We start from the raw sequence: 22,646 nt of genomic DNA on the forward strand, positions 1-22,646 counted from the left end.
CGTTTGTCAGAACTCTGCAACGCGAGCCGCCGGGTGGCGGAACGCGATACTCTCACGCGATGCGACAGGGATGGAATCGACGGGGATTCTTGCAGCTCGCAGGGGCTTCCGGCGTCGCCGCGCTGGCCGGGTCCTCGGCGCTTTCGGCGGGGTGCTCGTCAAACAAATCCGCACCGGGAGCCACGCCGGGATCGGTGACCCTCACCCACCTGTTCGGTCAGACCGTCATCAAAGAGCCGCCCAAGCGCGTCGTCAGCGCCGGCTTCACCGAGCAGGACGACCTCCTCGCCGTCGGTGTGGTGCCGATCGCGGTGACCAACTGGTTCGGTGACCAGCCGTTCGCGGTCTGGCCGTGGGCCGCGCCCAAGCTCGGCGGCGCGCGGCCGGTGGTGCTGAACCTGGACAACGGCATCCCGGTCGACCAGATCGCGGGGCTGAAACCGGACCTGATCGTGGCCGTCAACGCCGGCCTCGACGCCGACACCTATCAGAAACTGTCGGCGATCGCCCCGACCGTCGCGCAATCCGGGGGCGACGCCTTCTTCGAACCGTGGAAGGAGCAGGCCGCCGCCGTCGGGCAGGCCGTGTTCCAGGCGGACCAGATGAAGTCGCTGGTCGACGGTGTCGACCAGAAGTTCACCGACGTCGGCAAGAGAAACCCGCAGTGGACCGGCAAGAAGGCGCTGCTGATGCACGGCGCGCTGTGGCAGGGGACCGTCGTGGCCACCATGGCGGGCTGGCGCACGGATTTCCTGAACCAGATGGGGCTGGTCATCGCCGACACCATCAAACCGTTCGGCACCGATCAGCGCGCCGTCATCCCGCGCGATCACATCAAGTCCGTGCTCGATTCGGCCGACGTGGTGATCTGGACGACCCGCAACCCCGACGATCAGAAGGCCCTGCTGGCCGACCCCGAGGTGGCCGGGTCACTGACCACCGCGCAGAACCGCCACATCTTCACCACCGCGGAGCAAGCCGGCGCGATCGCCTTCGCCTCACCGCTGAGCTACCCCCTCGTCGCCGACCAACTGCCCCCGCTGCTCGCCAAAATCCTGGGCTAGCCGCTCGCGCGCATCCTGGCTGTTTGAGCGTTTGCTAAGGCAGCTCTGGCAGTGCTCGAAAATCCCGCCGCCGCCCCTCGCACGAGCCCCGATCCCGGGGTTACCGTCGAGTAATGAGCGTGACGGACCTTAGCGGCGACCTGGCCCACGAACTGCCGACCGAGCTGGCCGGCAACACCGTCCTGGACTACGGCGACCGGGCGCTGATGGTGCAATGTGGCAGTGCCGCAGAGGTTTTGGCGTGGACCGCCGCGCTGCGCTCCGAGCCGATCGCGGGCGTGGTCGATGTCGTGCCGGCCGCCCGCACCGTGCTGGTGAAGCTGGACGGCCCACGCCGCCAGGGCGTCGTCCGCCGGAGGCTGCACGCGATGCGCGTCACCGCCACGCCACCGGCCCCGTCCGAGCGCGGCGCCGACGTGGTGATCGACGTGGTCTACGACGGCCCCGACCTCGCCGAGGTCGCCGGCCACACCGGGCTGACCATCCCGCAGGTGATCGACGCCCACACCGCCACCCTGTGGCGGGTCGGATTCAGCGGATTCGCACCCGGTTTCGCGTACCTGGTCGACGGCGACCCGCGCCTGCGGGTGCCCCGGCGTCCCGAGCCGCGGACCGCCGTGCCGGCCGGATCCGTCGCCCTCGCCGGAGAATTCAGCGCGATCTATCCCCGGCAATCCCCCGGCGGGTGGCAACTCATCGGCCACACCGACGCGGTCCTGTGGGACCTGCAGCGCCCGGACCCTGCGTTGCTGATGCAAGGCATGTGGGTTCAGTTCCGGGCCGTCTAGCCCAACCGGGCCGCACCATTCAAGGAGGCAGTCGTGGCAGTCCTGGAGATCCTGCGCACCGGGCCGTTCGCCGTCGTCGAAGACCTCGGCCGGCCGGGACTGGCCCACCTCGGCGTCAGCCGGTCCGGGGCCGCCGACCGGCGAGCGCACAAACTGGCCAATCGGCTGGTGGCCAACCCCGACGACCGCGCCACCGTGGAGGTGACGTTCGGCGGGTTCGCGACCAGGGTCCGGGGCAGCGACGTCGACATCGCGGTGACGGGCGCCGACACCGATCCGACCGTCGACGGAATCGAGTTCGGCACCAACAGCATTCAGCACGTGCGCGACGGTCAGGTGATCTCTTTGGGCGCCCCGCGGGCGGGGCTGCGAAGCTACCTCGCGGTCCGCGGCGGGATCTGCGTGGAGCCGGTGCTGGGCTCGCGCAGCTACGACGTCATGTCGGCCATCGGGCCCTCACCCCTGCGGGCCGGGGACCGGCTGCCGATCGGCGAGCACACCGCGGACTACCCCGAGTTGGACCAGGCGCCGGTGGCGGCCATCACCGGCGGCGTCGTCGAGCTGTCCGTGGTGCCCGGGCCGCGCGACGACTGGTTCCTCGACCCCGACGCGCTGGTGCGCACCGCTTGGGTGGCGTCCGATCGCAGCGACCGGGTGGGGATGCGGTTGGTCGGCCGTCCCCTGCAATGCCTCCACCCGGACCGGCAGCTGCCCAGCGAGGGTGCCACCCGTGGCGCAATCCAGGTGCCGCCCAACGGTTTACCGGTGATCCTCGGTCCGGACCACCCGGTCACCGGTGGCTATCCGGTGGTGGGTGTGGTGATCGACGAGGACGTCGACAAGGTCGCCCAGGTGCGGCCCGGCCAGTCGGTGCGGCTGCACTGGGCGCGGCCGCGTACCCCGATCGGCGCCGTGGCCGGGGCCGGCGTCGCGAGTTGGCCGTTCGGCTAACGCAATTCCGGCGTTCGACTGTAGGACAGCTCACAAAGTCCGACGCACCGGCGTGAGATCACTTGGCGGCGATCGGCATTCGCGCGCGCCGGCAACCTTCAGGGACTTACCAGATAACTGGTAATCAACTAACAGCCCATATCGGCCGATTCCGGTTGACCCGCTCGCGTCCTAGATGTGAGCATCGGAAACCTACGGCGGGGCATGCCCCTTCATGCGGGACGCCCACGCGCGTCGCCGGCCAGACCCCGAACTGCTTCCAAAGAGAGGGATCGGTATGCACGCACGCGCAGCGTCCATATGCCAACGCGCCCAGGTGATTTCGCCGCGCCGCAGCCATCGCATCGCGGACTGGAATCCCGAAGACGCGGCGGCCTGGGAGGCCGGGAACAAGAAGATCGCCCGGCGCAATCTGCTCGGCACCATCGCGGGTGACCACGTGGCCTTCTCGATCTGGACGCTGTGGCCCGTCATGGCGCTGTTCATGCCGGGCGCCGTCTACGGTTTCTCCGCGGGCGACAAGCTGCTGCTGGGCGCGGTGGCCACCCTGGTCGGTGGTTGCGCCCGGATCCCCTACACCCTGGGCATCGCCGCCTTCGGCGGTCGCAATTGGACGACGTTCTCGGCCTTCGTGCTGGTGATCCCGACGGCGGGCACGATCGCCCTGTTGGCCAACCCCGGCCTGCCCCTGTGGCTCTTCGTGCTGTGCGCCGCGCTGACGGGGCTGGGCGGCGGCAACTACGCGGCCTCGCTGGCCAACGTCAACGCCTTCTACCCGCAGCGCCTCAAGGGCGCCGCGATGGCGGTCAACGCCGGCGTCGCCAACCTCGGCGTCGCGGTGATCCAGCTGATCGGCCTGCTGGTGCTGGCCACCGCCGGGCACCAGGCCCCGTACTGGGTGTGCGCGATCTACCTGGTCTTGCTCGTCGCCGTGGGGATCGCGGCCGCGTTGGTCATGGACAACGTCCACCATGGCACCCAGCTGCGCACCATGCGCTCGATCCTGTTCGAGCGCGACACCCACGTCATCTCGCTGCTCTACATCGCCACCTTCGGCTCCTGGATCGGGTTCTCCTTCGCCTTCGGGCAGGTGCTGCAGGTCCACTTCCTGGAAAGCGGGGAAACCGCCAAGCACGCCGCGCTGCACGCCGCCCAGGTCGCCTTCGTCGGCCCCCTGCTGGGCTCCGTGGCGCGCATCTACGGGGGGCGGCTGGCCGACCGCATCGGCGGCAGCCGCGTCACCCTTGGCGTCCTCGCCGGGATGACCCTGGCGGCCGCGCTGTTGGTCACCATCAGCGCCCTCGAGGACCAGCACGCCGTAACACGTTCCGTCAGCATGATCGGCTGCGTCGCCGGTTTTATGGTGCTGTTCGTCCTGTCCGGCATGGGAAACGGGTCGGTGTTCAAGTTGATCCCGACGGTCTACGAGGCCCGCAGTCGCGGGCTGGCCATGAGCGAGGACGACCGTCGTCGTTGGGCGCGCGCGCAGTCGGGATCGCTGATCGGCATCTGCTCCGCGGTCGGCGCGTTCGGCGGCGTGGCAATCAACCTGGCGCTGCGGCAGTCCTACCTGAGCACCGGCACCGAAACGGCGGCGTATTGGGCGTTTTTGGCTTCCTACGTCGGTGCGGCGATCATGACCTGGATGGTCTACGTCCGGCGTCCCGTCTCGGCCCCGGGCCGCTCCGGGGCGCGGGCGGAAGCCGAGGCCGCCCGTGTGTGAGCGGACTCGCAACACGGGCAATGCCACAGCAATTGCCCGGTAACGCAACCGAAATGTCGCAGGCATACACACTTCATATGGCCCCCCAACTGGCCCCACCAGACTCCGCGCCGCTGACCGGCTACCGGATCGCCGTGACGTCGGCGAACCGGGCCGAAGAGCTGTGCGCGTTGCTGCGCCGCAACGGCGCGGAGGTGTCCAGCGCCGCGGCCATCGACCTCATCGCGCTGCCCGAAGACGAAGAACTGCAGCGCCACACCGAAGCGGTCATCGCCGAGCCTCCCGATATCTTGGTGGCGCACACCGGCATCGGCTTCCGCGGCTGGGTCGCCGCGGCCGACGGCTGGGGACTGGCCACCCAGCTGCTGGCGTCCCTGTCCCGGGCGCGGATCGTGGCCCGCGGGCCGAAGGCGACCGGCGCCTTGCGCGCCGCCGGACTGCACGAGGAGTGGTCGCCCAGGTCCGAATCGTCGAGCGAGGTCCTGCGCTACCTGCTCGAATCGGATGTCGCCGGTAAGCGGGTCGCGGTCCAGCTGCACGGCGCGGCCGACACCTGGGATCCGTTCCCGGAATTCCTCAACGGGTTGCGGTCCGCGGGCGCCCAGGTGGTCCCCATCCACGTATATCGCTGGAAACCAACGCCGGCCGGCGGCGAGTTCGACCAACTCGTCACCTCGGTCGCCCGGCGGCAGTTCGACGCGGTGACCTTCACCTCGGCGCCCGCGGGCGCGGCGCTGCTGGAGCGCAGCCGCGAGTTGGGCGTCGAAGAGCAACTGCTGCAAGCGCTTCGCAGCGACGTGCACGCGATGTGCGTGGGCCCGGTCACCGCGCAGCCCCTGCTCCGCGCCGGGGTCCCCACGTCGTCGCCCGAGCGAATGCGGTTGGGGGCGTTGGCCCGTCACATCGCCCAGGAGCTCCCGACCCTTCGCTCGACCACCATCCGGGCCGCCGGCCACGAGATGGAGATCCGCGGGACCTGCGTGCTGGTCGACGGTTCGCCGCGGTCCCTGTCGGGATCGGGAATGGCGACGCTGCGCGCGCTGGCGGAGCGCCCCGGCGACGTCGTCGCGCGCAACGACCTGTTGCGGGTGCTTCCCGGCAACAGCAACGATCCCCACGCCGTCGACACGGCCGTGCTGCGGCTGCGAACGGCGCTGGGCGACAAGAACATCATCGCGACGGTGGTCAAGCGTGGCTACCGGCTCGCGATCGACCATCCGGACGAATCCCCATGGCACTGATCCTGGTGGCGCACGGCACCCGCAGGCCCGGCGGCGTGGCGATGGTCGAAGACCTTGCGGCACAGGTGAGTACGCTCGTCCGCAGCCCGGTCGACGTGGCGTTCGTCGACGTGGTGGGACCCACCCCCAGCGAGGTGCTGGCCACAGCGATGGCCGCCGGCCGGCCGGCGATCGTGGTGCCGGCGTTCCTGTCGCGCGGATATCACGTCCGGGCCGACCTGCCCGCCCACATCGCGATCAGCGGTCATCCGAACGTGACCGTCACCCCCGCGCTGGGCCCGAGCGGGCAGGTCGCGCGGATCGTCGGCGATCAGCTGCTGAAATGCGGTTGGCGGCCGGGCGATTCGGTGATTCTGGCGGCCGCGGGAACCTCGGACGACAAGGCCCGCGCCGACCTGCACACCACGGCGACGTTGTTGTCGGCGCTCACCGGATCGCGGGTGAGCCTGGCGTTCGCGGCCACCGGGGACCCGCAACTGCACGAGTCCGTCGACCGGGCGAGGCGCCGCGGTGGACGCGTCGTGGTCGCCTCCTACCTGTTGGCCGACGGCCTGTTCCAACAACGGCTGCACGATTGCGGCGCCGATCTGGTCAGTCAACCGCTGGGCACCCATCCCGGCCTGGCGCGCCTGATCGCGAACCGCTTCCGCCGCGCCCTGCCGCCCGCCCTGGCCGCCACCGCCCGGCATGCGTCGCGTCGATCGGCCCCCCAACAGGTCACCCACACGCGCGCGTTACGGCCAATTCCTTGATCTTTGGGCTCGAACCGGCGATCCTGGCACCATGCCCCGTCGCGAAGAGCCGTCGCGTGGCATCCTTGATCCGGTCGCCAAGGCGCTGCGTTTGCCGTTCGGCACACCGGAATTCATCGACCGGCTCGTCACCGGAGGGGTCAATCAAATCGGCCGCCGGACCCTGACGATGCTGATCACCACCTGGGATGCCGCCGGGGGTGGGCCGTTCGCGGCCAGCGCCGTCGCGTCCACGGGCATGGCCAAGACCGCCGAAATCGTCCAAAGCAATTTCGTGGGCCCGGTCTTCGGCCCGCTGCTGAAAATCCTCGGCGCCGACAAGGCGGCCACGCGGGCCTCGTTGTGCGCCTCCCAGCTCGTGGGCCTGGGCATCATGCGCTACGGCATCCGCTCCGAGCCGCTGCACTCGATGTCGGTGGACGCGCTGGTCGACGCGATCGGTCCGACGATGCAGCGCTACCTGGTCGGCGACATCACCCGGTGAGCGGTCGCGCGCTCAGGCCGCCCGGGCCTCGGCGTCGCGGGCGATCTGCACGAAGCCGTCTGCGGTGATCCGCACCGGGTACACCGGCACCGAAACGCTCGGATCGTCCAGGCAGGAACCGTCTTCGAGCGAGAACGCCTGCTTGAGAATGGGCGACTGAACCGTGACGCGGCCTCCGCGGTCGCCGACGATGCCGCGGGACAGCACGGCCGCCCCGGAGAACGGGTCGACGTTGCCCACCGCGTGCACGGACCCGTCGTCGAGCCGGAACAACGCGGCCTGGGAACCGTCGTCGAGCAGCACGCCGACGCCGCGGCCCGGAATGAGGTGGTCGTACGCGCACGCGCTCGTCCACACGGCAATGTCGTTGAGAAGCGTCATGATACCTTCCTCGTTCCTTCGGAGTTGTGCTCGCGAACCGTCGGCATGCCAATGGACACAGGGATTTTGCGCCCGGCGTGCTCGGTGAACGTCACCGTCGAATCGACGGCGTCGGGGGCGTTGACGAACGAAACGAAGCGCGAGAGCTTGTCCGGGTCGTCGAGCACCCCCTTCCATTCGCACTTGTAGTTGCGCACGTGCCGCTCCATCGCGGCCTCGAATTCGGCTGCCAGGCCCAGTGAGTCCTCGCAGACGACCTCGCGCACGTGGTCCAGACCGCCGTCGAGCGACTCGACCCACGGCGCGGTGCGCTGCAGCCGGTCAGCCGTGCGGATGTAGTACATGACGAACCGATCGACGTACCGGACCAGCGTCTCGGTGTCGAGGTCGCTGACCAGCAGCTGCGCGTGCTTGGGGGTCATCCCGCCGTTGCCGCCGACGTAGAGGTTCCAGCCCTTTTCGGTGGCGATGACGCCGACGTCCTTGGAGCGGGCTTCGGCGCACTCCCGCGCGCAACCCGAGACGCCCATCTTGATCTTGTGCGGCGCCCTCAGGCCGCGGTAGCGCAGTTCGAGGTCGATGGCCAGCTGCACCGAATCCTGCTGCCCGTAACGGCACCAGTCGGTGCCCACACAGCTCTTCACCGTGCGCAGCGCCTTGCCGTACGCGTGCCCGGATTCCATGCCGCCGTCGACCAGGCGCTTCCAGATCTCGGGCAGTTGGTCCACCCGCGCGCCGAACAGGTCGATGCGCTGGCCCCCGGTGATCTTGGTGTAAAGGCCGAAGTCCTGGGCGATCTGGCCGATCAGGATCAGGTGCTCGGGCTTGATGTCGCCGCCGGGGACCCGCGGCACCACCGAGTAGCTGCCGTTCTTCTGGATGTTGGCCAGGAAGTGGTCGTTGGAGTCCTGCAGCGACGCCTGCTCGCCCTCGAGGATGTGGTCCGAACCGGTGGACGCCAGGATCGAGGCGACCACGGGTTTGCAGATGTCGCAACCCTTTCCGCGACCGAAGCGCTCCAGCAGTCCGGAGAAGGTCCGCAGCTCGGTGGCGGAGATGATCTCGAAAAGCTCGGCGCGCGACTGGCTGAAGTGCTCACACAGCGCCTTGGACTGCTCGACGCCCTCGGCTTCCAGCAGCTGCTTGAGCAGCGGCACGCACGACCCGCACGACGTCCCGGCCGAGGTGCACGACTTCAGCGAGGGCACATCGGCGCAGCCGTCGGCGATCGCGCACTTCAGATCGCCCTTGGTGACGTTGTTGCACGAGCAGATCTGGGCCGAATCCGGCAGCGCCCCAATGCCCAACGCCTCGCCGCCGCCGGATTGGGCCGGCGCGATCAGCGCGAGCGGATCCCCGGGCAGCTCGCTGCCGACCATCGGCCGCAGCACCCCGTAGGAGGAGGCGTCGCCGACCAGGACGCCCCCGAGCAGGGTCTTGGCGTCGTCGGAGAGCACCAGCTTCGCGTACGTCCGGTTCACCGCGTCGTTGACGGCGACCTCGAGGCAGTTCTCGGTGACGCCCATCGCGTCACCGAAGCTGGCGACGTCGACGCCCAGCAGCTTCAGCTTCGTGGACAGGTCCGCCTCGCCGAACTCCGCGACGCCGTCCAGCAGGCGGTCGGCCACCACCTCGGCCGAGGTGTAGCCCGGACCCACCAGGCCGTAGCACCGGCCGCCGATCGCGGCGACCTCGCCGATCGCGTAGATGTCGGGATCGCTTGTCCGGCAGGACACGTCGGTGAGCACACCGCCGCGCTCGGCGCGCGTCAGCCCGGCGGCGACCGCCAGTTCGTCGCGCGGCCGGATCCCGGCCGCGAAGATCACCAGGCGGGCGTCGACCACCTGCCCGCCGGTCAGGCGCACCCGCACCGACGTCGACCCGTCCGGGTGGTCGACCGATTCGATCGACTCGGTGCCGGTGCCGACATGCACGGAGATGCCCAGGTCCCCGACCATCCGGGCCAGCAGCGCGCCGCCGGCCTCGTCGATCTGCTGCGCCATCAGTCGCGGCATCATCTCGATGACGTGGGTCCGCAACCCGAACTGGCGCAGCGCATTTGCGGCCTCCAGCCCCAGCAGGCCGCCACCGATGACCACGCCCGCGGTCGCGTGTGAGCTTTGCGCCGCGCGCTGGGCGTCGGCGCGGATGGCGTCGAGGTCGTCGAGCGTGCGGTACACGTGGCAGGCGGGCAGGTCGTGGCCGGGCACCGGCGGCACGAACGCGTAGGAGCCGGTCGCCAGGACCAGGGTGTCGTAGTCGTGGCGCCGCCCGTCGGCGGTGAGCACCGACTTTGTCGCGCGGTCGATTTCGGTGACCCGCTGGTTCAGCACCAGCCGGACCCGGTCGTCGCCCGCGTACTCGTTGCCGGGCAGCGCGAGCAGCTTGCGGTCCCAGCTTTCGGTGTAGGAGGTCAGCCCCACGCGGTCATAGGCGGCGTCGGTCTCCTCGGCGAAAACCGTTATGCGCCAACGGCCCTCGGTGTCGCGGGCGCGGAGCGCCTCGACGAACCGGTGGCCCACCATGCCATGTCCGACTACGATGATGTGACGCGGCGCACAGCTTGCGCGCGAAATCCCGTCTGCAGACATGGCTTTGAGAGTAACGGCCAGAAATTACGTCTTTTTCGCGCAATGTGACAGTCCTATGACGAGGATCTCACAACTCACAGGGACGGCTGTGATTGATCGTTCGCTGCCGGCGAACAGCCAGTTGGAACTTAAGCGTGGTCGACTCATGTTTGTACTAGTAGCCGGTCATCGGAGCGCCGGTCACAGGAATCTCACAACGAAGATCAAGGAATCGAAAGGGGAAGCACCATGAGCAACCTCGCACTGTGGTCGCGACCGGCCTGGGACACCGACCGGTGGCTGCGCGACTTCTTCGGCCCCGCCGCCGCGGCGGACTGGAACAACCCGCTGAGCAGCGGTTGGCGCCCCGCCGCCGAGATCGTCAAGGACGGTGACGACGCGGTCGTACGTGTCGAGCTCCCGGGCGTTGACGTCGACCGGGACGTGAACGTCGAGGTCGACCGGGGTCGCCTGGTCATCCACGGCGAACACCGCGACGAGCACGCGGAGGAGAAGGACGGCCGGACGCTGCGCGAGATCCGGTACGGCTCGTTCCGCCGGTCGTTCCAGCTGCCCGCCCACGTCACCGGCGACGCCATCACGGCGTCCTATGACGCCGGAGTGCTGACGGTGCGGGTCAGCGGCGCGTACGCCGGGAACCAGGCGCAACGCATCGCGATCACCAAGTAAGGCGCCGACGAGACGCAACAGCCCCCGCACGCACCGCGTGTCGGGGGCTTTTGCGTCGCTGCGCGTCAGCCCCAGCGGGCGAGCAGCTCGTTGGCCCGGCCCGTCAGCGCGGCCTGCAGGAAGGGCCCGAAGCTGATTCGCGCCACGCCCAGCGGACCGAAGGCCGCGGGGTCGTCCTGGTCGGGCAGCGCGATCGCGTTGACCGGCAACACCAACTCCGCGGTCAAGCGCCGCAACGTGTCGGGGTGGTGGCGGCCGACCGGGTACAGGACATCGGCGCCGGCGGCGGCCGCCTGATTCAGCCGTGCCACGGCGCGGTCGACGCGATCGGACTCCTCGCCGTCTTGGCGCAGGAACAGATCGGTCCGGGCGTTGATGACCACATGCACCCCCACCGCGTCGGCGGCCGACCGCAGCGCGCCGACCAGCTCGGCGTGTTCCTCGGCGGACCGCAGCCGTCCGCCCTCCGAGTGCACGGTGTCCTCGATGTTCAGCCCGACGGCCCCGACGCTGAGCAGGCCCTCGATCAGGCGGTCGGCCGGAAGTCCGTAGCCGGATTCGATGTCCACCGAGACCGGGACGCCTTCCGTTTCCGAGACCGCCGCGGTGATCTGCGCGACGCGGGTGAGCACGTCGTCGAACGACATGCCCTCGTTGTCGGATTTGCCGATCGAGTCCGCCATCGGATGGCTCCCCACGGTCAGCGCGGCGAATCCCGCGCCGACGGCCAGTCGCGCCGACCAGGCGTCCCACACGGTCGGCAGGATGACCGGGTTGCCCGGCCGGTGCAGCTTCAACAGGGTGGCGGCGCGCTCGGCCGGCGTGTTGGGGCCCGTCATCAGTGTTTGCTCCCTTGGCGTCGGAGCTCAATGGTCTGACGTTCGCCTGTGCCGTGGATAGTATTGGGGACGTACTGTGATCCGAAACACTGCCGAGGAGATGCGTTGACGAGCACGACTGGCACGACAGAATTCGCCGAACTGCACGATCTGATCGGCGGCCTGCGGCGGTGCGTGAGCTCGCTGCGGTCGCGATACGGCGACAGCCCCGCGATGCGTCGCATCGTCATCGACGCCGACCGCATCCTGTCCGACGTCGATCTGCTCGACACCGACGTGTCCGAGTTGGACCTGGCGGGCGCCACCGTGCAGCAGTCGGGCGAGAAGATCGTCATCCCCGACACCCAGTACGACAGCGAATTCTGGCGTGATGTCGACGACGAGGGCGTCGGCGGTCACAACAGGGCCTGAACAACCCGAGCGCCCCGACTCCATGCCCCCCGCTGGAGGGGGCCTTCTCTCTGTGTACCCTTCGACAGACAGCCCGTTCGAAGAGGAACAACTAGATGAGCGCACCCACGGCGAACCGTCCTGCGTCCGGTGTCTTTTCACCCACGCGCGCCCGTATCCAGCAGCGGACCCTCCGTACCGACCGGTGGTGGATGTCGCCGCTGAGGATCGACCTCGGCTTCGCCGCATTCGTCATCTACGCGACGGCACGAGCGTTCCAGCAGAACTACTTCTTTGTCCCCAAATACCACTACCTGACGCCGTTCTACTCGCCGTGCGTCAGCAAGGGTTGCGGTGAGGCCGGCGACATCTGGCCGCAGTTCCTGCCCGACGTGTGGTGGCTGCCGTATGCGGCGGTGTCGCTGCCGTTCCTGCTGCTGTTCCGGTTGACCTGCTACTACTACCGCGGCGCCTACTACCGCACGGTGTGGCAGTCGCCCACCGCGTGTGCGGTGGCCGAGCCCCGCGTGCACTACAGCGGCGAGACGAAGTTCCCGCTGATCATCCAGAACACCCACCGGTACTTCTTCTACATCGCCTGCCTCATCTCGATCGTCAACAGCTACGACGCGATCGTCGCGTTCCATTCCGACAGCGGGCCGGGCGGATTCGGCTTCGGGCTGGGCAACCTGATCCTGCTGGGCAACGTCATCATGCTGTGGGTCTACACGCTGTCCTGCCACTCCTGCCGGCACGTCACCGGTGGGCGACTCAAGCACTTCTCCAAAAACCCTGTGCGGTATTGGATCTGGACGCAGGTCAGCGCGATGAACACCCGGCACAAGCAGTTCGCCTGGATCACGCTGGGCACCCTGATGCTCACCGATTTCTACATCGCACTGGTGGCCAGCGGCGCCATCAGCGACCTGAGATTCGTTGGCTGAAAAGCCATTTGACTTACAAATCAGAACGTAGCTAGCGAGGGTTTTCATGGTTGATGTCGAGCGGCATGCCTACGACGTAGTCGTCATCGGCGCCGGCGGCGCGGGATTGCGCGCGGTCATCGAGGCGCGCGAACGCGGCCTGCGGGTCGCGGTGGTGTGCAAGTCCCTGTTCGGCAAGGCACACACGGTGAGTGGCCGAGGGTGGGTGCGCGGCCTCGATGGGCAACACCAACCCGAAGGACAACTGGAAGACCCACTTCGGCGACACGATGCGCGGTGGGAAGTTCCTCAACAACTGGCGGATGGCCGAACTGCACGCCAAGGAGGCCCCGGACCGCGTCTGGGAGCTGGAAACCTATGGCGCGCTGTTCGATCGCCTCAAGGACGGCAAGATCAGCCAGCGCAACTTCGGCGGGCACACCTACCCGCGGCTGGCGCACGTCGGTGACCGCACCGGCCTGGAGCTGATCCGCACCATGCAGCAGAAGATCGTCTCGCTGCAGCAGGAGGACTACGCCGAGCTCGGCGACTACGAGGCCCGCATCCGGGTGTTCGCCGAAACCACGATCACCGAACTGATCAAGGACGGCGACGCGATCGCCGGGGCGTTCGGCTACATCCGCGAAAGCGGCAACTTCATCCTGTTCGAGGCGCCCGCGGTGGTGCTGGCCACCGGCGGCATCGGCAAGTCGTTCAAGGTCACCTCGAACTCCTGGGAGTACACCGGCGACGGGCACGCCCTGGCGCTCCGGGCGGGCGCGTCCCTGATCAACATGGAGTTCGTCCAGTTCCACCCGACGGGCATGGTGTGGCCGCCGAGCGTGAAGGGGATCCTGGTCACCGAGGGCGTTCGCGGCGACGGCGGGGTGCTGAAGAACTCCGACGACAAGCGGTTCATGTTCGACTACATCCCGCCGGTCTTCAAAGGCCAGTACGCCGAGACCGAGCAAGAGGCCGACCAGTGGCTCAAGGACAACGACTCGGCCCGCCGCACCCCTGACCTGCTGCCGCGCGACGAGGTCGCGCGCGCGATCAACTCCGAGGTCAAGGCCGGCCGGGGCAGCCCACACGGCGGCGTCTTCCTCGACATCGCGTCGCGGCTGACGCCGGCGGAGATCAACCGCCGCCTGCCGTCGATGTACCACCAGTTCAAGGAGCTGGCCGGGGTCGACATCACCAAGGAGCCGATGGAAGTCGGGCCGACCTGCCACTACGTGATGGGCGGCGTCGAGGTCGACGCCGACACCGGGGCGGCCACCGTGCCCGGGCTCTTCGCCGCGGGCGAATGCTCCGGCGGCATGCACGGCTCGAACCGGCTGGGCGGCAACTCGCTGTCGGACCTGCTGGTATTCGGCCGGCGCGCCGGCCTGGGCGCCGCCGACTACGTGCGGGCGCTGAGCAGCCGTCCGACGGTCGGCGACGGCGCCGTCGAGGCGGCGGCGAAGCGGGCCCTGTCCCCCTTCGAGGCGCCGGCGGGCGGCGGCCCCGGCGAGAACCCCTACACCCTGCAGCTCGAGCTGCAGCAGTCGATGAACGACCTGGTCGGCATCATCCGCAATGCCGACGAGATCTCCGAGGCTTTGGCCCGGCTCGACAAGCTGCGGGAGCGGTTCAAGAACCTGCATGTGGAGGGGCAGCGCCGCTACAACCCGGGCTGGAACCTGGCCATCGACCTGCGCAACATGCTGCTGGTCAGCGAATGCGTCGCCAAGGCCGCGCTGCAGCGCACCGAGAGCCGGGGCGGGCACACCCGCGACGACCACCCGTCGATGGACTCGTCGTGGCGCAAGCTGTTGCTGGTCTGCGAGGCAGTCGCCGAGCCAGGCGACGTTGAAGGCGCGGTGATCCCCGACATCACCATCACGAAGAAAGAGCAGACGCCGATGCGGCCCGATCTGCTGGAACTGTTCGACATCGCCGAGCTGGAGAAGTACTACACCGACGAGGAGCTCGCCGGGCATCCAGGGCGGACACCCAGGACGGAGAAGTAAATGACCTACAACGCGACGATGCGGGTGTGGCGCGGCGACGACGCCAACGGTGCGTTGCAGGACTTCACCGTCGAGGTCAACGAGGGTGAGGTCGTCCTCGACATCATTCACCGCCTGCAGCAGACCCAGACGCCCGACCTGGCGGTCCGGTGGAACTGCAAGGCGGGCAAGTGCGGCTCGTGCTCCGCGGAGATCAACGGCTATCCGCGGTTGCTCTGCATGACCCGGATGTCGACGTTCGCCGAGGACGAGGTCGTCACGGTCACGCCGCTGCGGACGTTCCCGGTGATCCGGGACCTGGTCACCGACGTCTCGTTCAACTACGAGAAGGCCCGCGAGATACCGTCTTTCGCGCCGCCCAAGGACCTGCAACCCGGCGAGTACCGGATGGCGCAGGAGGACGTCCAGCGCTCCCAAGAGTTCCGCAAGTGCATCGAATGCTTCCTGTGCCAGAACGTGTGCCACGTGGTCCGCGACCACGAGGAGAACAAGAAGGCGTTCGCCGGCCCCCGCTTCCTGATGCGGATCGCCGAGCTGGAGATGCACCCGCTGGACACCCGGGACCGGCGCAAGGACGCCCAGGAAGAGCACGGCCTGGGGTACTGCAACATCACCAAGTGCTGCACCGAGGTCTGCCCGGAGAACATCAAGATCACCGACAACGCGCTGATCCCGATGAAGGAGCGCGTCGCCGACCGCAAGTACGACCCGGTGGTCTGGCTCGGTAACAAGCTGTTCCGTCGCTGAGCGCTCCCGCCGCGCCCTCACCGGCTGGCGGGGTTAGGGCGTCGCGGTACCCGGGTAACCAACCTGCATCCTGTCGGGCCGTCCGGATGGACGGCCGCTGTACCAACGACCGGAAAGGCAGCTCATGGAACCCAGGCGAGAAACCGCCAGCATCAACAACATTCGGACCGCAATCCGGCAATTGTCCGTGCGCGCCCAGCTCGCGCAGAAGGAGGGGCGGCACAACGACGCCGCCGAACTCGAGAGCCGCATCCAGGGCTTCCGGGAAGAACTCAGCCACCGGCCCTAGCGCGCGCCGGCGGCCCCGGTTCAGGCGCCCAAGCGGCGGAAATTGCTCCGGTGGAACACGATGGGCGCCACGTCGGCGTCCACGGTCACCTCGCTGACCCGCAACACGACGATCGTGTGGTCACCGGCGGGAACGAGTTGCTCGATGGCGCTTTCCAGCCACAGGCCGGTGCCCTTGATGAACACCGCCCCGGTGGGCCGGGAGACGGTCTCCAGGCCTGCGAACCTGTCGCCGGTTTTGGCGGCCAGCGTGCGGGCGGCCTCGTCGTGCGCCTCGCCGAGCACGCTGATGCCCAGCATGGGCAGGTCCTTGAGTTTGGGCCAGGTCGTCGAGGTGTTCTGCACGCAGAACGACACCAACGGCGGGTCCAGCGAGACCGGCACGAAGGTGCTGGCGGCCAGCCCTTCCCGGGTTCCGTTCACCTCGGCGGCGATGGCCACCACACCAGACGGAAAATGACCGAAGGCCTCACGAAGTGACGACGCTGTCAGCTTGTTGTTCGAGTTCACCGGACTTTTTCGCCCCTAGAGCGCCAGACGTATTTTCGGGTCCGACCCTACCCGGCGCGCATCGTCCCGGCGCGGACACCCTTACTCGTTTTCTAAGCGCTCTGCCGAATACCCATGCGCGGAAGCGACATCCGGGTGCGAGCGCAGCCGGCTCTTCCAGGCGTTGCGGCCGTAGACCGAGAAGATGGGGTCGGCGGGATCCTGCGACGCCGCCCAGTCAGTCCCGGTGCCCGCCGCGAGTTCGCGGGGCAGCGCGAGCACGGGTATCCGCGCGTCGAGGCGCGGATTGAAGAAGTAGGGCACCGAGATCCGGTCGGTCGCCGGGCCCTGCAGGTTGACCCGGTGCTCGGTGGCCCGCAGGTAGCCGCGCGTCGCCGCCTCCAGCAGTTCACCGATGTTGACGATGAACGCCCCCTCGCGCGGGGGGACGTCGATCCAGGCGTCGTCGAACGCCCGCCGCACCTGCAGGCCCCGGCTGCCCGGCTCCGCCAGCAGCAGCGTGAGCACCCCGGCGTCCCGGTGCGCGCCCACGCCCTGGGAGCCGGCCGCGCGCCCCGGGTAGCGGATGATCTTGATCAGCGTGGCCGGGGTTTCGGCGAAGGCGGGGTCGAACACGTCCGCCGGGCTGCCCAGCGAGGCCGCCCAGTGCCGCAGCAGGGTGCGGGCCACCGCCGACAGCGCGGCGTCCCACTCCTCGACGAGTCCGGGCAGCTCGGGCAGCGCGGCCGGCCACTGGTTGGGACCCTGTAGCCACCGGTAGTCGGACTTGCCCAGCCCGCCGATCGGCGGACGTTGCGGCCCGATGTCGATCTGCTCGCGCCAATCCACCTCGCCGCGGGTCACCTCGCCGCCCAGGCGGGTGTAGCCGCGGAAATGCGGGCTGCGCACCATGGCGACCGAGTCCTTGTCGTGCTGCGGCAGCGCGAAGAGCCGGCGCGCGGCCTCGAGCATCCGCGTCACCAATTCCGGGGCGACCCCATGGCCGGTCAGATAGAAGAATCCGACCCGGTGGGCGGCCTCGCGCAGACCGTCCCGCAACCGCGCCGGATCGGCCCGCAGGTCGACGACCGGCACCGCAGTGACGCCCGGCACATCGCCCGTCCCGCGCCCGTCTCCGCAGGTAGCGCGGGTTTTCGACGGCATCGGCGCACCCTTCCCAACCGGTTGGTTAATTAGGCAATGAAATCTAGCTCACATCCGCTTGCATCCCACTGACGCTAACGATATTTTAGGTGTTGTTACTGGTGGGTAACTTAGACCTAGTACCCAACCACAAGTGGCATTCTCAACGAGGAGGACCGTAGTGAGCCACTACAAGAGCAACGTCCGCGACCAGGCGTTCAACCTGTTCGAGGTATTGGGCGTTGACAAGGCCTTGGGCCAGGGCGAATACAGCGACCTGGACGTAGACACCGCCAACGAAATGCTCAACGAGATGAGCCGGCTGGCCGAGGGGCCGATCGCCGACTCGTTCGTCGAGGGCGACCGCAACCCGCCGGTCTTCGACCCGAAGACGCACTCGGTGACGCTGCCGGAATCCTTCAAGAAGTCCGTACACGCCGTCATCGAGGCCGGGTGGGACAAGGTCGGCATCGACGAGGCCCTCGGCGGCGTGGCAATGCCCAAGTCGCTGCTGTGGGCGCTGCACGAGCACATCCTGGGCGCCAACCCCGCCGTGTGGATGTACGCCGGCGGCGCGGGTTTCGCGAACATCCTGTACCACCTCGGCACCGAGGAGCAGAAGAAGTGGGCCGTCCTGGCCGCCGAGCGCGGCTGGGGTTCGACCATGGTGCTCACCGAGCCGGACGCCGGCTCCGACGTCGGCGCCGGGCGGACCAAGGCTGTCAAGCAGGACGACGGGTCCTGGCACATCGACGGTGTGAAGCGATTCATCACCTCGGCCGACTCCGGCGACCTGTTCGAAAACATCTTCCACCTGGTGCTGGCGCGCCCCGAGGGCGCCGGACCCGGCACCAAGGGCCTGTCGCTGTTCTTCGTGCCCAAGTTCCTGTTCGACTTCGAGACCGGTGAGCTGGGCGAGCGTAACGGCGTGTTCGTCACCAACGTCGAGCACAAGATGGGCCTGAAGGTGTCGGCGACCTGTGAGCTGAGCTTCGGCCAGCACGACGTTCCCGCCAAGGGCTGGCTGGTCGGCGAGGTGCACAACGGCATCGCGCAGATGTTCGACGTGATCGAGCAGGCCCGCATGATGGTCGGCACCAAGGCCATCGCGACCCTGTCGACGGGTTACCTGAACGCGTTGGAGTACGCGAAGTCCCGGGTCCAGGGCGCGGACATGACCCAGATGACCGACAAGACGGCACCGCGGGTGACCATCACGCACCACCCCGACGTGCGCCGGTCGCTGATGACCCAGAAGGCCTACGCCGAGGGTCTGCGGGCGCTGTACCTGTTCACGTCGACCTACCAGGACGCCTCGGTGGCCGAGGCCCTGCACGGTGTGGACGCCGAGCTGGCCGTGAAGGTCAACGACCTGATGCTGCCGGTGGTCAAGGGTGTCGGCTCGGAGCAGGCCTACGCCAAGCTGACCGAGAGCCTGCAGACGTTCGGTGGGTCCGGCTTCCTGCAGGACTACCCGATCGAGCAGTACATCCGGGACGCCAAGATCGACTCGCTCTACGAGGGCACCACCGCCATCCAGGCGCAGGACTTCTTCTTCCGCAAGATCGTCCGCGACAAGGGTGTGGCGCTGGCCCACGTGTCCGAGCAGATCCAGAAGTTCGTCGACAGCGAGTCCGGCAACGGGCGGTTGAAGACGGAACGGGAGTACCTGGCCAAGGCCCTGACCGACGTTCAGGCCATGGCGACCTCGCTGACCGGTTACCTGATGGCGGCGCAGGAGGACGTGACCAGCCTCTACAAGGTGGGTCTGGGTTCGGTGCGCTTCCTGATGAGCGTCGGTGACCTGGTCATCGGCTGGCTGTTGCAGCGTCAGGCCGCGGTGGCCGTGGCGGCGCTCGACGCCGGCGCCAGCGGTGACGACAAGGCCTTCTACGAGGGCAAGGTCGCGGTGGCGTCGTTCTTCGCGAAGAACTTCCTGCCGATGCTGACCAGCACCCGCGAGGTCATCGAGACGCTGGACAACGACATCATGGAGCTCGACGAGGCCGCCTTCTAGGCCGCTTCGTAGGGACGCACAAATCCCCCGCCTCGCGTGCGAGGCGGGGGATTTTGCGTCGGTCTGACCGTCAGAACACCAAAAAGGCCGCCGCTGGATCCCCTCACTCCAGCGGCGGCCCTTTTCGGACGCCCATCGGCCAAGACCGACAGGCGGTCGTTCCGGGGGATGCCCCGTATTGCCGTCGGGGTCGGGGGGTCAGACCACAACACGGGGCCATCCGGGGTCACGGATACCCGCCGCCTTCGATCGCTAACCCGATGTGACCCATCTCATGGGCCCGACGGTCAGGCCTCCAGGATCGCGGCCACTCCCTGGCCGCCCGCCGCGCAGATCGAGACCAGGGCGCGCACCGGCTTGCCCGCGCCCTTCTGCTCGGCCTTTCGCTGCGCGAGCTGCTTGGCGGCCTGAGCCAGGATCCGCCCGCCGGTGGCGGCAAACGGGTGGCCGGCGGCCAGCGAGGAGCCGTTGACGTTGAGCTTGGACCGGTCGATCGAGCCCAGCGCGGCGTCCAGCCCCAGCCGCCCCTTGCAGTACTCCTCGGATTCCCACGCCTGCAGATGACACAGCACAACCGACGCGAACGCCTCGTGGATCTCGTAGAAATCGAAGTCCTGCAGGCTCAGGCCATTGCGGGCGAGCAGCCGCGGCACCGCGTACGTGGGCGCCATGAGCAGGCCGTCCCGCCCATTGACGTAGTCGACCGCCGCCGTTTCGGAGTCCACCAGGTACGCCAGCGGTGTGAGCGAGTGGGCCTCCGCCCACTCGTCGGTGCCCAGCAGGGCGACCGAGGCGCCGTCGGTCAGCGGGGTCGAGTTGCCGGCCGTCATCGTCGCGTCGCCGGCCTTGACGCCGAACACCGGCCGCAGCTTGGCCAGCTTCTCGGCCGACGAGTCCGCTCGCAGGTTGTCGTCGCGGTACAGCCCCAAAAACGGCGTGACGAGGTCGTCGAAGAAGCCGCGGTCGTAGGCGGCGGCCATGTTGCGGTGGCTGGCGGCGGCCAGCTCGTCCTGGGCGACGCGCGAGATGCCCATCTGCTTGGCGGTGATCGCCTGGTGCTCCCCCATGGACAGCCCGGTGCGCGGTTCGCTGTTGACCGGGATCTCCACGCCCAGGGTCGCGGGCAGAGTGCCCACCAGCTTCAGCCGCTGCACGTTGGACTTGGCGCGGCGCAACTTCAGCAGGGTGCGGCGCAGGTTGTCGCCGAGGCCGATCGGCGCGTCGGAGGTGGTGTCCACCCCGCCGGCGGCGGCCACCTCGTAGCGGCCGGCCGCGATGCCGTCGGCGGCGGCGATGGCCGCCTGCAGGCCGGTGCCGCACGCCTGCTGCAGGTCGAACGCCGGCGTGTACGACGCCAGCTGCGAACCGAGCACGCATTCGCGCGTGAGGTTGAAGTCCCGGCTGTGCTTGAGCACGGCGCCGCCGACCACCACGCCGAGCCGCTCGCCGGCCAGCCCGAAGCGATCCACCAGCCCGCCCAGCGCGGCGGTGAACATGTCCTGGTTGGAGGCCTCGGCGTAGGCGCCGTCGGACCGGGCGAACGGGATGCGGTTGCCGCCCAGGATGGCGACGCGCCGCCGCTCGGAGCTGCGCTGAGCAGCCGGTGTACTTGCCTCAGAACTTGCAGGGGCCACTGTTTTCTCCGTGCTCGTGCGGTCTATCGGTTTGGGATTCGCCCGTCTGGGGCCATACTACCCACTGTTCTTACTCTGCAGTAAGTTCGTCCTCGATACGGTTGTGCTGTAGGCATACCCCGACTTCGCAAGAACATGGAAGGTAGCTCCGGTGGCTCCCAAGGTCTCGTCCGATCTGTTCTCTCAGATCGTCAACTCCGGTCCTGGTTCGTTTCTCGCCAAGCAGCTCGGTGTTCCCCAACCCGAGACGCTGCGCCGCTATCGCGCCGGTGATCCGCCGCTGGCCGGGGCGCTGCTGATCGGCGGGCAGGGCAGAGTCGTCGAGCCGCTGCGCGCGGCGCTGGACGCCGACTACGACCTGGTCGGCAACAACCTGGGCGGGCGCTGGGCCGACAAGTTCGGCGGGCTGGTCTTCGACGCCACCGGCATCACCACGCCCGAAGGGCTCAAGGGGTTGTACGAGTTCTTCACCCCGCTGCTGCGCAACCTGGGCCACTCGGCCCGCGTGGCGGTGGTCGGCACCACGCCCGACGGCGCCGCCAACCCGCACGAGCGGATCGCCCAGCGCGCGTTGGAGGGCTTCACCCGCTCGCTGGGCAAGGAGCTGCGCAACGGCAGCACGGTCGCGCTGGTGTACCTGTCGCCGGACGCCAAACCCGCTGCGACGGGCCTGGAATCGACCATGCGGTTCATCCTGTCGGCCAAGTCGGCGTACGTGGACGGCCAGGTGTTCTACGTCGGGGAGGCGGACTCCACACCGCCGGGTGATTGGGAACGGCCGCTGGACGGCAAGGTCGCCATCGTGACAGGCGCGGCCCGCGGCATCGGCGCGACGATCGCCGAGGTGTTCGCCCGCGACGGTGCGCGCGTCGTCGCGATCGACGTCGAATCGGCCGCCGAGGCGCTGGCCGAGACGGCCAGCCGGGTGGGGGGCACCGCGCTGTGGCTCGACGTCACCGCCCCCGACGCCGTCGACAAGATCACCGAGCACCTGCGCGAGCATCACGGCGGCCACGCCGACGTCCTGGTCAACAACGCCGGGATCACCCGCGACAAGCTGCTGGCCAACATGGACGATGCGCGCTGGGACGCCGTCTTGGCCGTCAATCTGCTTGCCCCGCTGCGCCTTACCGAGGGGCTGGTCGGCAACGGCAGCATCGGCGAGGGCGGCCGGGTGATCGGCCTGTCGTCGATGGCCGGCATCGCGGGCAACCGCGGCCAGACCAATTACGCCACCACCAAGGCGGGGATGATCGGCCTGACCCAGGCGCTGGCCCCGGAGCTCTACGACAAGGGCATCACCATCAACGCCGTCGCACCGGGATTCATCGAGACCCAGATGACGGCCGCCATCCCGCTGGCCACCCGCGAGGTCGGCCGCCGGATGAACTCACTGCTGCAGGGCGGCCAGCCGGTGGATGTCGCGGAGGCCATCGCCTACTTCGCCAGCCCGGCCTCGAACGCGGTGACCGGCAACGTCATTCGCGTATGCGGCCAGGCCATGCTGGGCGCATAGGAGA

20 protein-coding genes and 1 pseudogene are annotated in these 22,646 nt (G+C 68.6%); 15 read left to right on the top strand and 6 right to left on the bottom strand.

Annotated features, from left to right (window positions below; genetic code table 11):
• The first annotated feature begins 59 nt into the window (after nt 1-59).
• The 7 genes from OCQ_RS23905 to OCQ_RS23935 all read left to right on the top strand — a co-directional run bounded on the left by OCQ_RS23905 (nt 60) and on the right by OCQ_RS23935 (nt 7,003).
• Complete coding sequence (locus tag OCQ_RS23905) at nt 60-1,064, top strand: ABC transporter substrate-binding protein (RefSeq protein WP_041785277.1); 1,005 nt, start codon at nt 60-62, stop codon at nt 1,062-1,064.
• 113 nt (nt 1,065-1,177) lie between these two features.
• Nucleotides 1,178-1,852, top strand: coding sequence for a 5-oxoprolinase subunit B family protein (locus OCQ_RS23910; protein ID WP_008261736.1), 675 nt, complete (start codon nt 1,178-1,180; stop codon nt 1,850-1,852).
• A gap of 33 nt (nt 1,853-1,885) precedes the next feature.
• Entirely contained in the window at nt 1,886-2,803 is a 918-nt protein-coding gene (locus OCQ_RS23915) for a 5-oxoprolinase/urea amidolyase family protein (protein WP_014385978.1), read from the top strand.
• 277 nt (nt 2,804-3,080) lie between these two features.
• Nucleotides 3,081-4,526 carry an MFS transporter gene (locus OCQ_RS23920; protein ID WP_043955461.1) on the top strand — a complete coding sequence of 482 codons (1,446 nt, stop codon included), beginning with the start codon at nt 3,081-3,083 and terminating at the stop codon, nt 4,524-4,526.
• Between the two features lie 89 nt (nt 4,527-4,615).
• On the top strand, nt 4,616-5,767 hold the full coding sequence (locus OCQ_RS23925) for a uroporphyrinogen-III synthase (protein ID WP_085978391.1): 1,152 nt from the start codon (nt 4,616-4,618) through the stop codon (nt 5,765-5,767).
• Nucleotides 5,758-6,519: a sirohydrochlorin chelatase gene (locus tag OCQ_RS23930; protein WP_014385982.1), complete on the top strand. Its 762-nt coding sequence runs from the start codon at nt 5,758-5,760 to the stop codon at nt 6,517-6,519. The genes OCQ_RS23925 and OCQ_RS23930 overlap by 10 nt, the downstream gene beginning before the upstream one ends.
• A gap of 31 nt (nt 6,520-6,550) precedes the next feature.
• Nucleotides 6,551-7,003 (top strand): TetR/AcrR family transcriptional regulator, encoded by a 453-nt coding sequence (locus OCQ_RS23935; RefSeq protein WP_008261746.1) that lies wholly within the window; start codon nt 6,551-6,553, stop codon nt 7,001-7,003.
• Between the two features lie 12 nt (nt 7,004-7,015).
• Here the strand turns inward: OCQ_RS23935 and nirD are convergent, their stop codons facing one another.
• Nucleotides 7,016-7,384 carry a nitrite reductase small subunit NirD gene (gene nirD / locus OCQ_RS23940; RefSeq protein ID WP_008261748.1) on the bottom strand — a complete coding sequence of 123 codons (369 nt, stop codon included), beginning with the start codon at nt 7,382-7,384 and terminating at the stop codon, nt 7,016-7,018.
• Entirely contained in the window at nt 7,381-9,975 is a 2,595-nt protein-coding gene (nirB, locus tag OCQ_RS23945) for a nitrite reductase large subunit NirB (RefSeq protein WP_080588047.1), read from the bottom strand. Before nirB ends, nirD begins: the two co-directional genes overlap by 4 nt.
• Nucleotides 9,976-10,203: 228 nt before the next feature.
• Between nirB and OCQ_RS23950 the strand changes: the two genes are divergently transcribed.
• Entirely contained in the window at nt 10,204-10,644 is a 441-nt protein-coding gene (locus OCQ_RS23950) for an Hsp20/alpha crystallin family protein (protein ID WP_008261751.1), read from the top strand.
• 65 nt (nt 10,645-10,709) lie between these two features.
• Here OCQ_RS23950 and OCQ_RS23955 read toward each other — a convergent pair whose 3' ends face one another.
• Nucleotides 10,710-11,483: an isocitrate lyase/PEP mutase family protein gene (locus tag OCQ_RS23955; protein WP_014385984.1), complete on the bottom strand. Its 774-nt coding sequence runs from the start codon at nt 11,481-11,483 to the stop codon at nt 10,710-10,712.
• Between the two features lie 105 nt (nt 11,484-11,588).
• On the opposite strand from OCQ_RS23955, the gene OCQ_RS23960 reads away from it, so the two are divergent.
• The 5 genes and pseudogenes from OCQ_RS23960 (at nt 11,589) to OCQ_RS26835 (ending at nt 15,844) form a co-directional block, all read left to right on the top strand.
• The gene (locus OCQ_RS23960; protein WP_008261755.1) at nt 11,589-11,894 is read left to right on the top strand and encodes a hypothetical protein; all 306 of its coding nucleotides are present in this window, start codon (nt 11,589-11,591) and stop codon (nt 11,892-11,894) included.
• 95 nt (nt 11,895-11,989) lie between these two features.
• Nucleotides 11,990-12,817 (top strand): hypothetical protein, encoded by an 828-nt coding sequence (locus OCQ_RS23965; RefSeq protein ID WP_008261757.1) that lies wholly within the window; start codon nt 11,990-11,992, stop codon nt 12,815-12,817.
• A gap of 46 nt (nt 12,818-12,863) precedes the next feature.
• A pseudogene (locus tag OCQ_RS23970) lies at nt 12,864-14,808 on the top strand (fumarate reductase/succinate dehydrogenase flavoprotein subunit).
• The gene (locus OCQ_RS23975; RefSeq protein WP_003874034.1) at nt 14,809-15,555 is read left to right on the top strand and encodes a succinate dehydrogenase/fumarate reductase iron-sulfur subunit; all 747 of its coding nucleotides are present in this window, start codon (nt 14,809-14,811) and stop codon (nt 15,553-15,555) included.
• 124 nt (nt 15,556-15,679) lie between these two features.
• Entirely contained in the window at nt 15,680-15,844 is a 165-nt protein-coding gene (locus tag OCQ_RS26835) for a hypothetical protein (protein ID WP_008261761.1), read from the top strand.
• A gap of 20 nt (nt 15,845-15,864) precedes the next feature.
• On the opposite strand, the gene OCQ_RS23980 is transcribed toward OCQ_RS26835, so the two are convergent.
• Both OCQ_RS23980 and OCQ_RS23985 read right to left on the bottom strand, forming a co-directional pair.
• The gene (locus OCQ_RS23980; protein WP_008261762.1) at nt 15,865-16,353 is read right to left on the bottom strand and encodes a flavin reductase family protein; all 489 of its coding nucleotides are present in this window, start codon (nt 16,351-16,353) and stop codon (nt 15,865-15,867) included.
• A gap of 81 nt (nt 16,354-16,434) precedes the next feature.
• Nucleotides 16,435-17,496: an isopenicillin N synthase family dioxygenase gene (locus tag OCQ_RS23985; RefSeq protein ID WP_170320617.1), complete on the bottom strand. Its 1,062-nt coding sequence runs from the start codon at nt 17,494-17,496 to the stop codon at nt 16,435-16,437.
• A gap of 160 nt (nt 17,497-17,656) precedes the next feature.
• On the opposite strand from OCQ_RS23985, the gene OCQ_RS23990 reads away from it, so the two are divergent.
• Entirely contained in the window at nt 17,657-19,492 is a 1,836-nt protein-coding gene (locus OCQ_RS23990) for an acyl-CoA dehydrogenase (protein WP_008261764.1), read from the top strand.
• Nucleotides 19,493-19,779: 287 nt separating this feature from the next.
• Here the strand turns inward: OCQ_RS23990 and OCQ_RS23995 are convergent, their stop codons facing one another.
• A complete protein-coding gene (locus OCQ_RS23995; RefSeq protein WP_008261765.1) occupies nt 19,780-21,126 on the bottom strand; it encodes an acetyl-CoA C-acetyltransferase in 1,347 nt (448 codons plus the stop codon).
• Between the two features lie 151 nt (nt 21,127-21,277).
• On the opposite strand from OCQ_RS23995, the gene OCQ_RS24000 reads away from it, so the two are divergent.
• Nucleotides 21,278-22,642, top strand: a complete 1,365-nt coding sequence (locus OCQ_RS24000; RefSeq protein ID WP_008261780.1) for a 3-oxoacyl-ACP reductase — start codon at nt 21,278-21,280, stop codon at nt 22,640-22,642.
• Nucleotides 22,643-22,646 lie beyond the last annotated feature (4 nt).

Source organism: Mycobacterium paraintracellulare (assembly GCF_000276825.1).
Taxonomy (GTDB): Bacteria; Actinomycetota; Actinomycetes; order Mycobacteriales; family Mycobacteriaceae; genus Mycobacterium; species Mycobacterium intracellulare.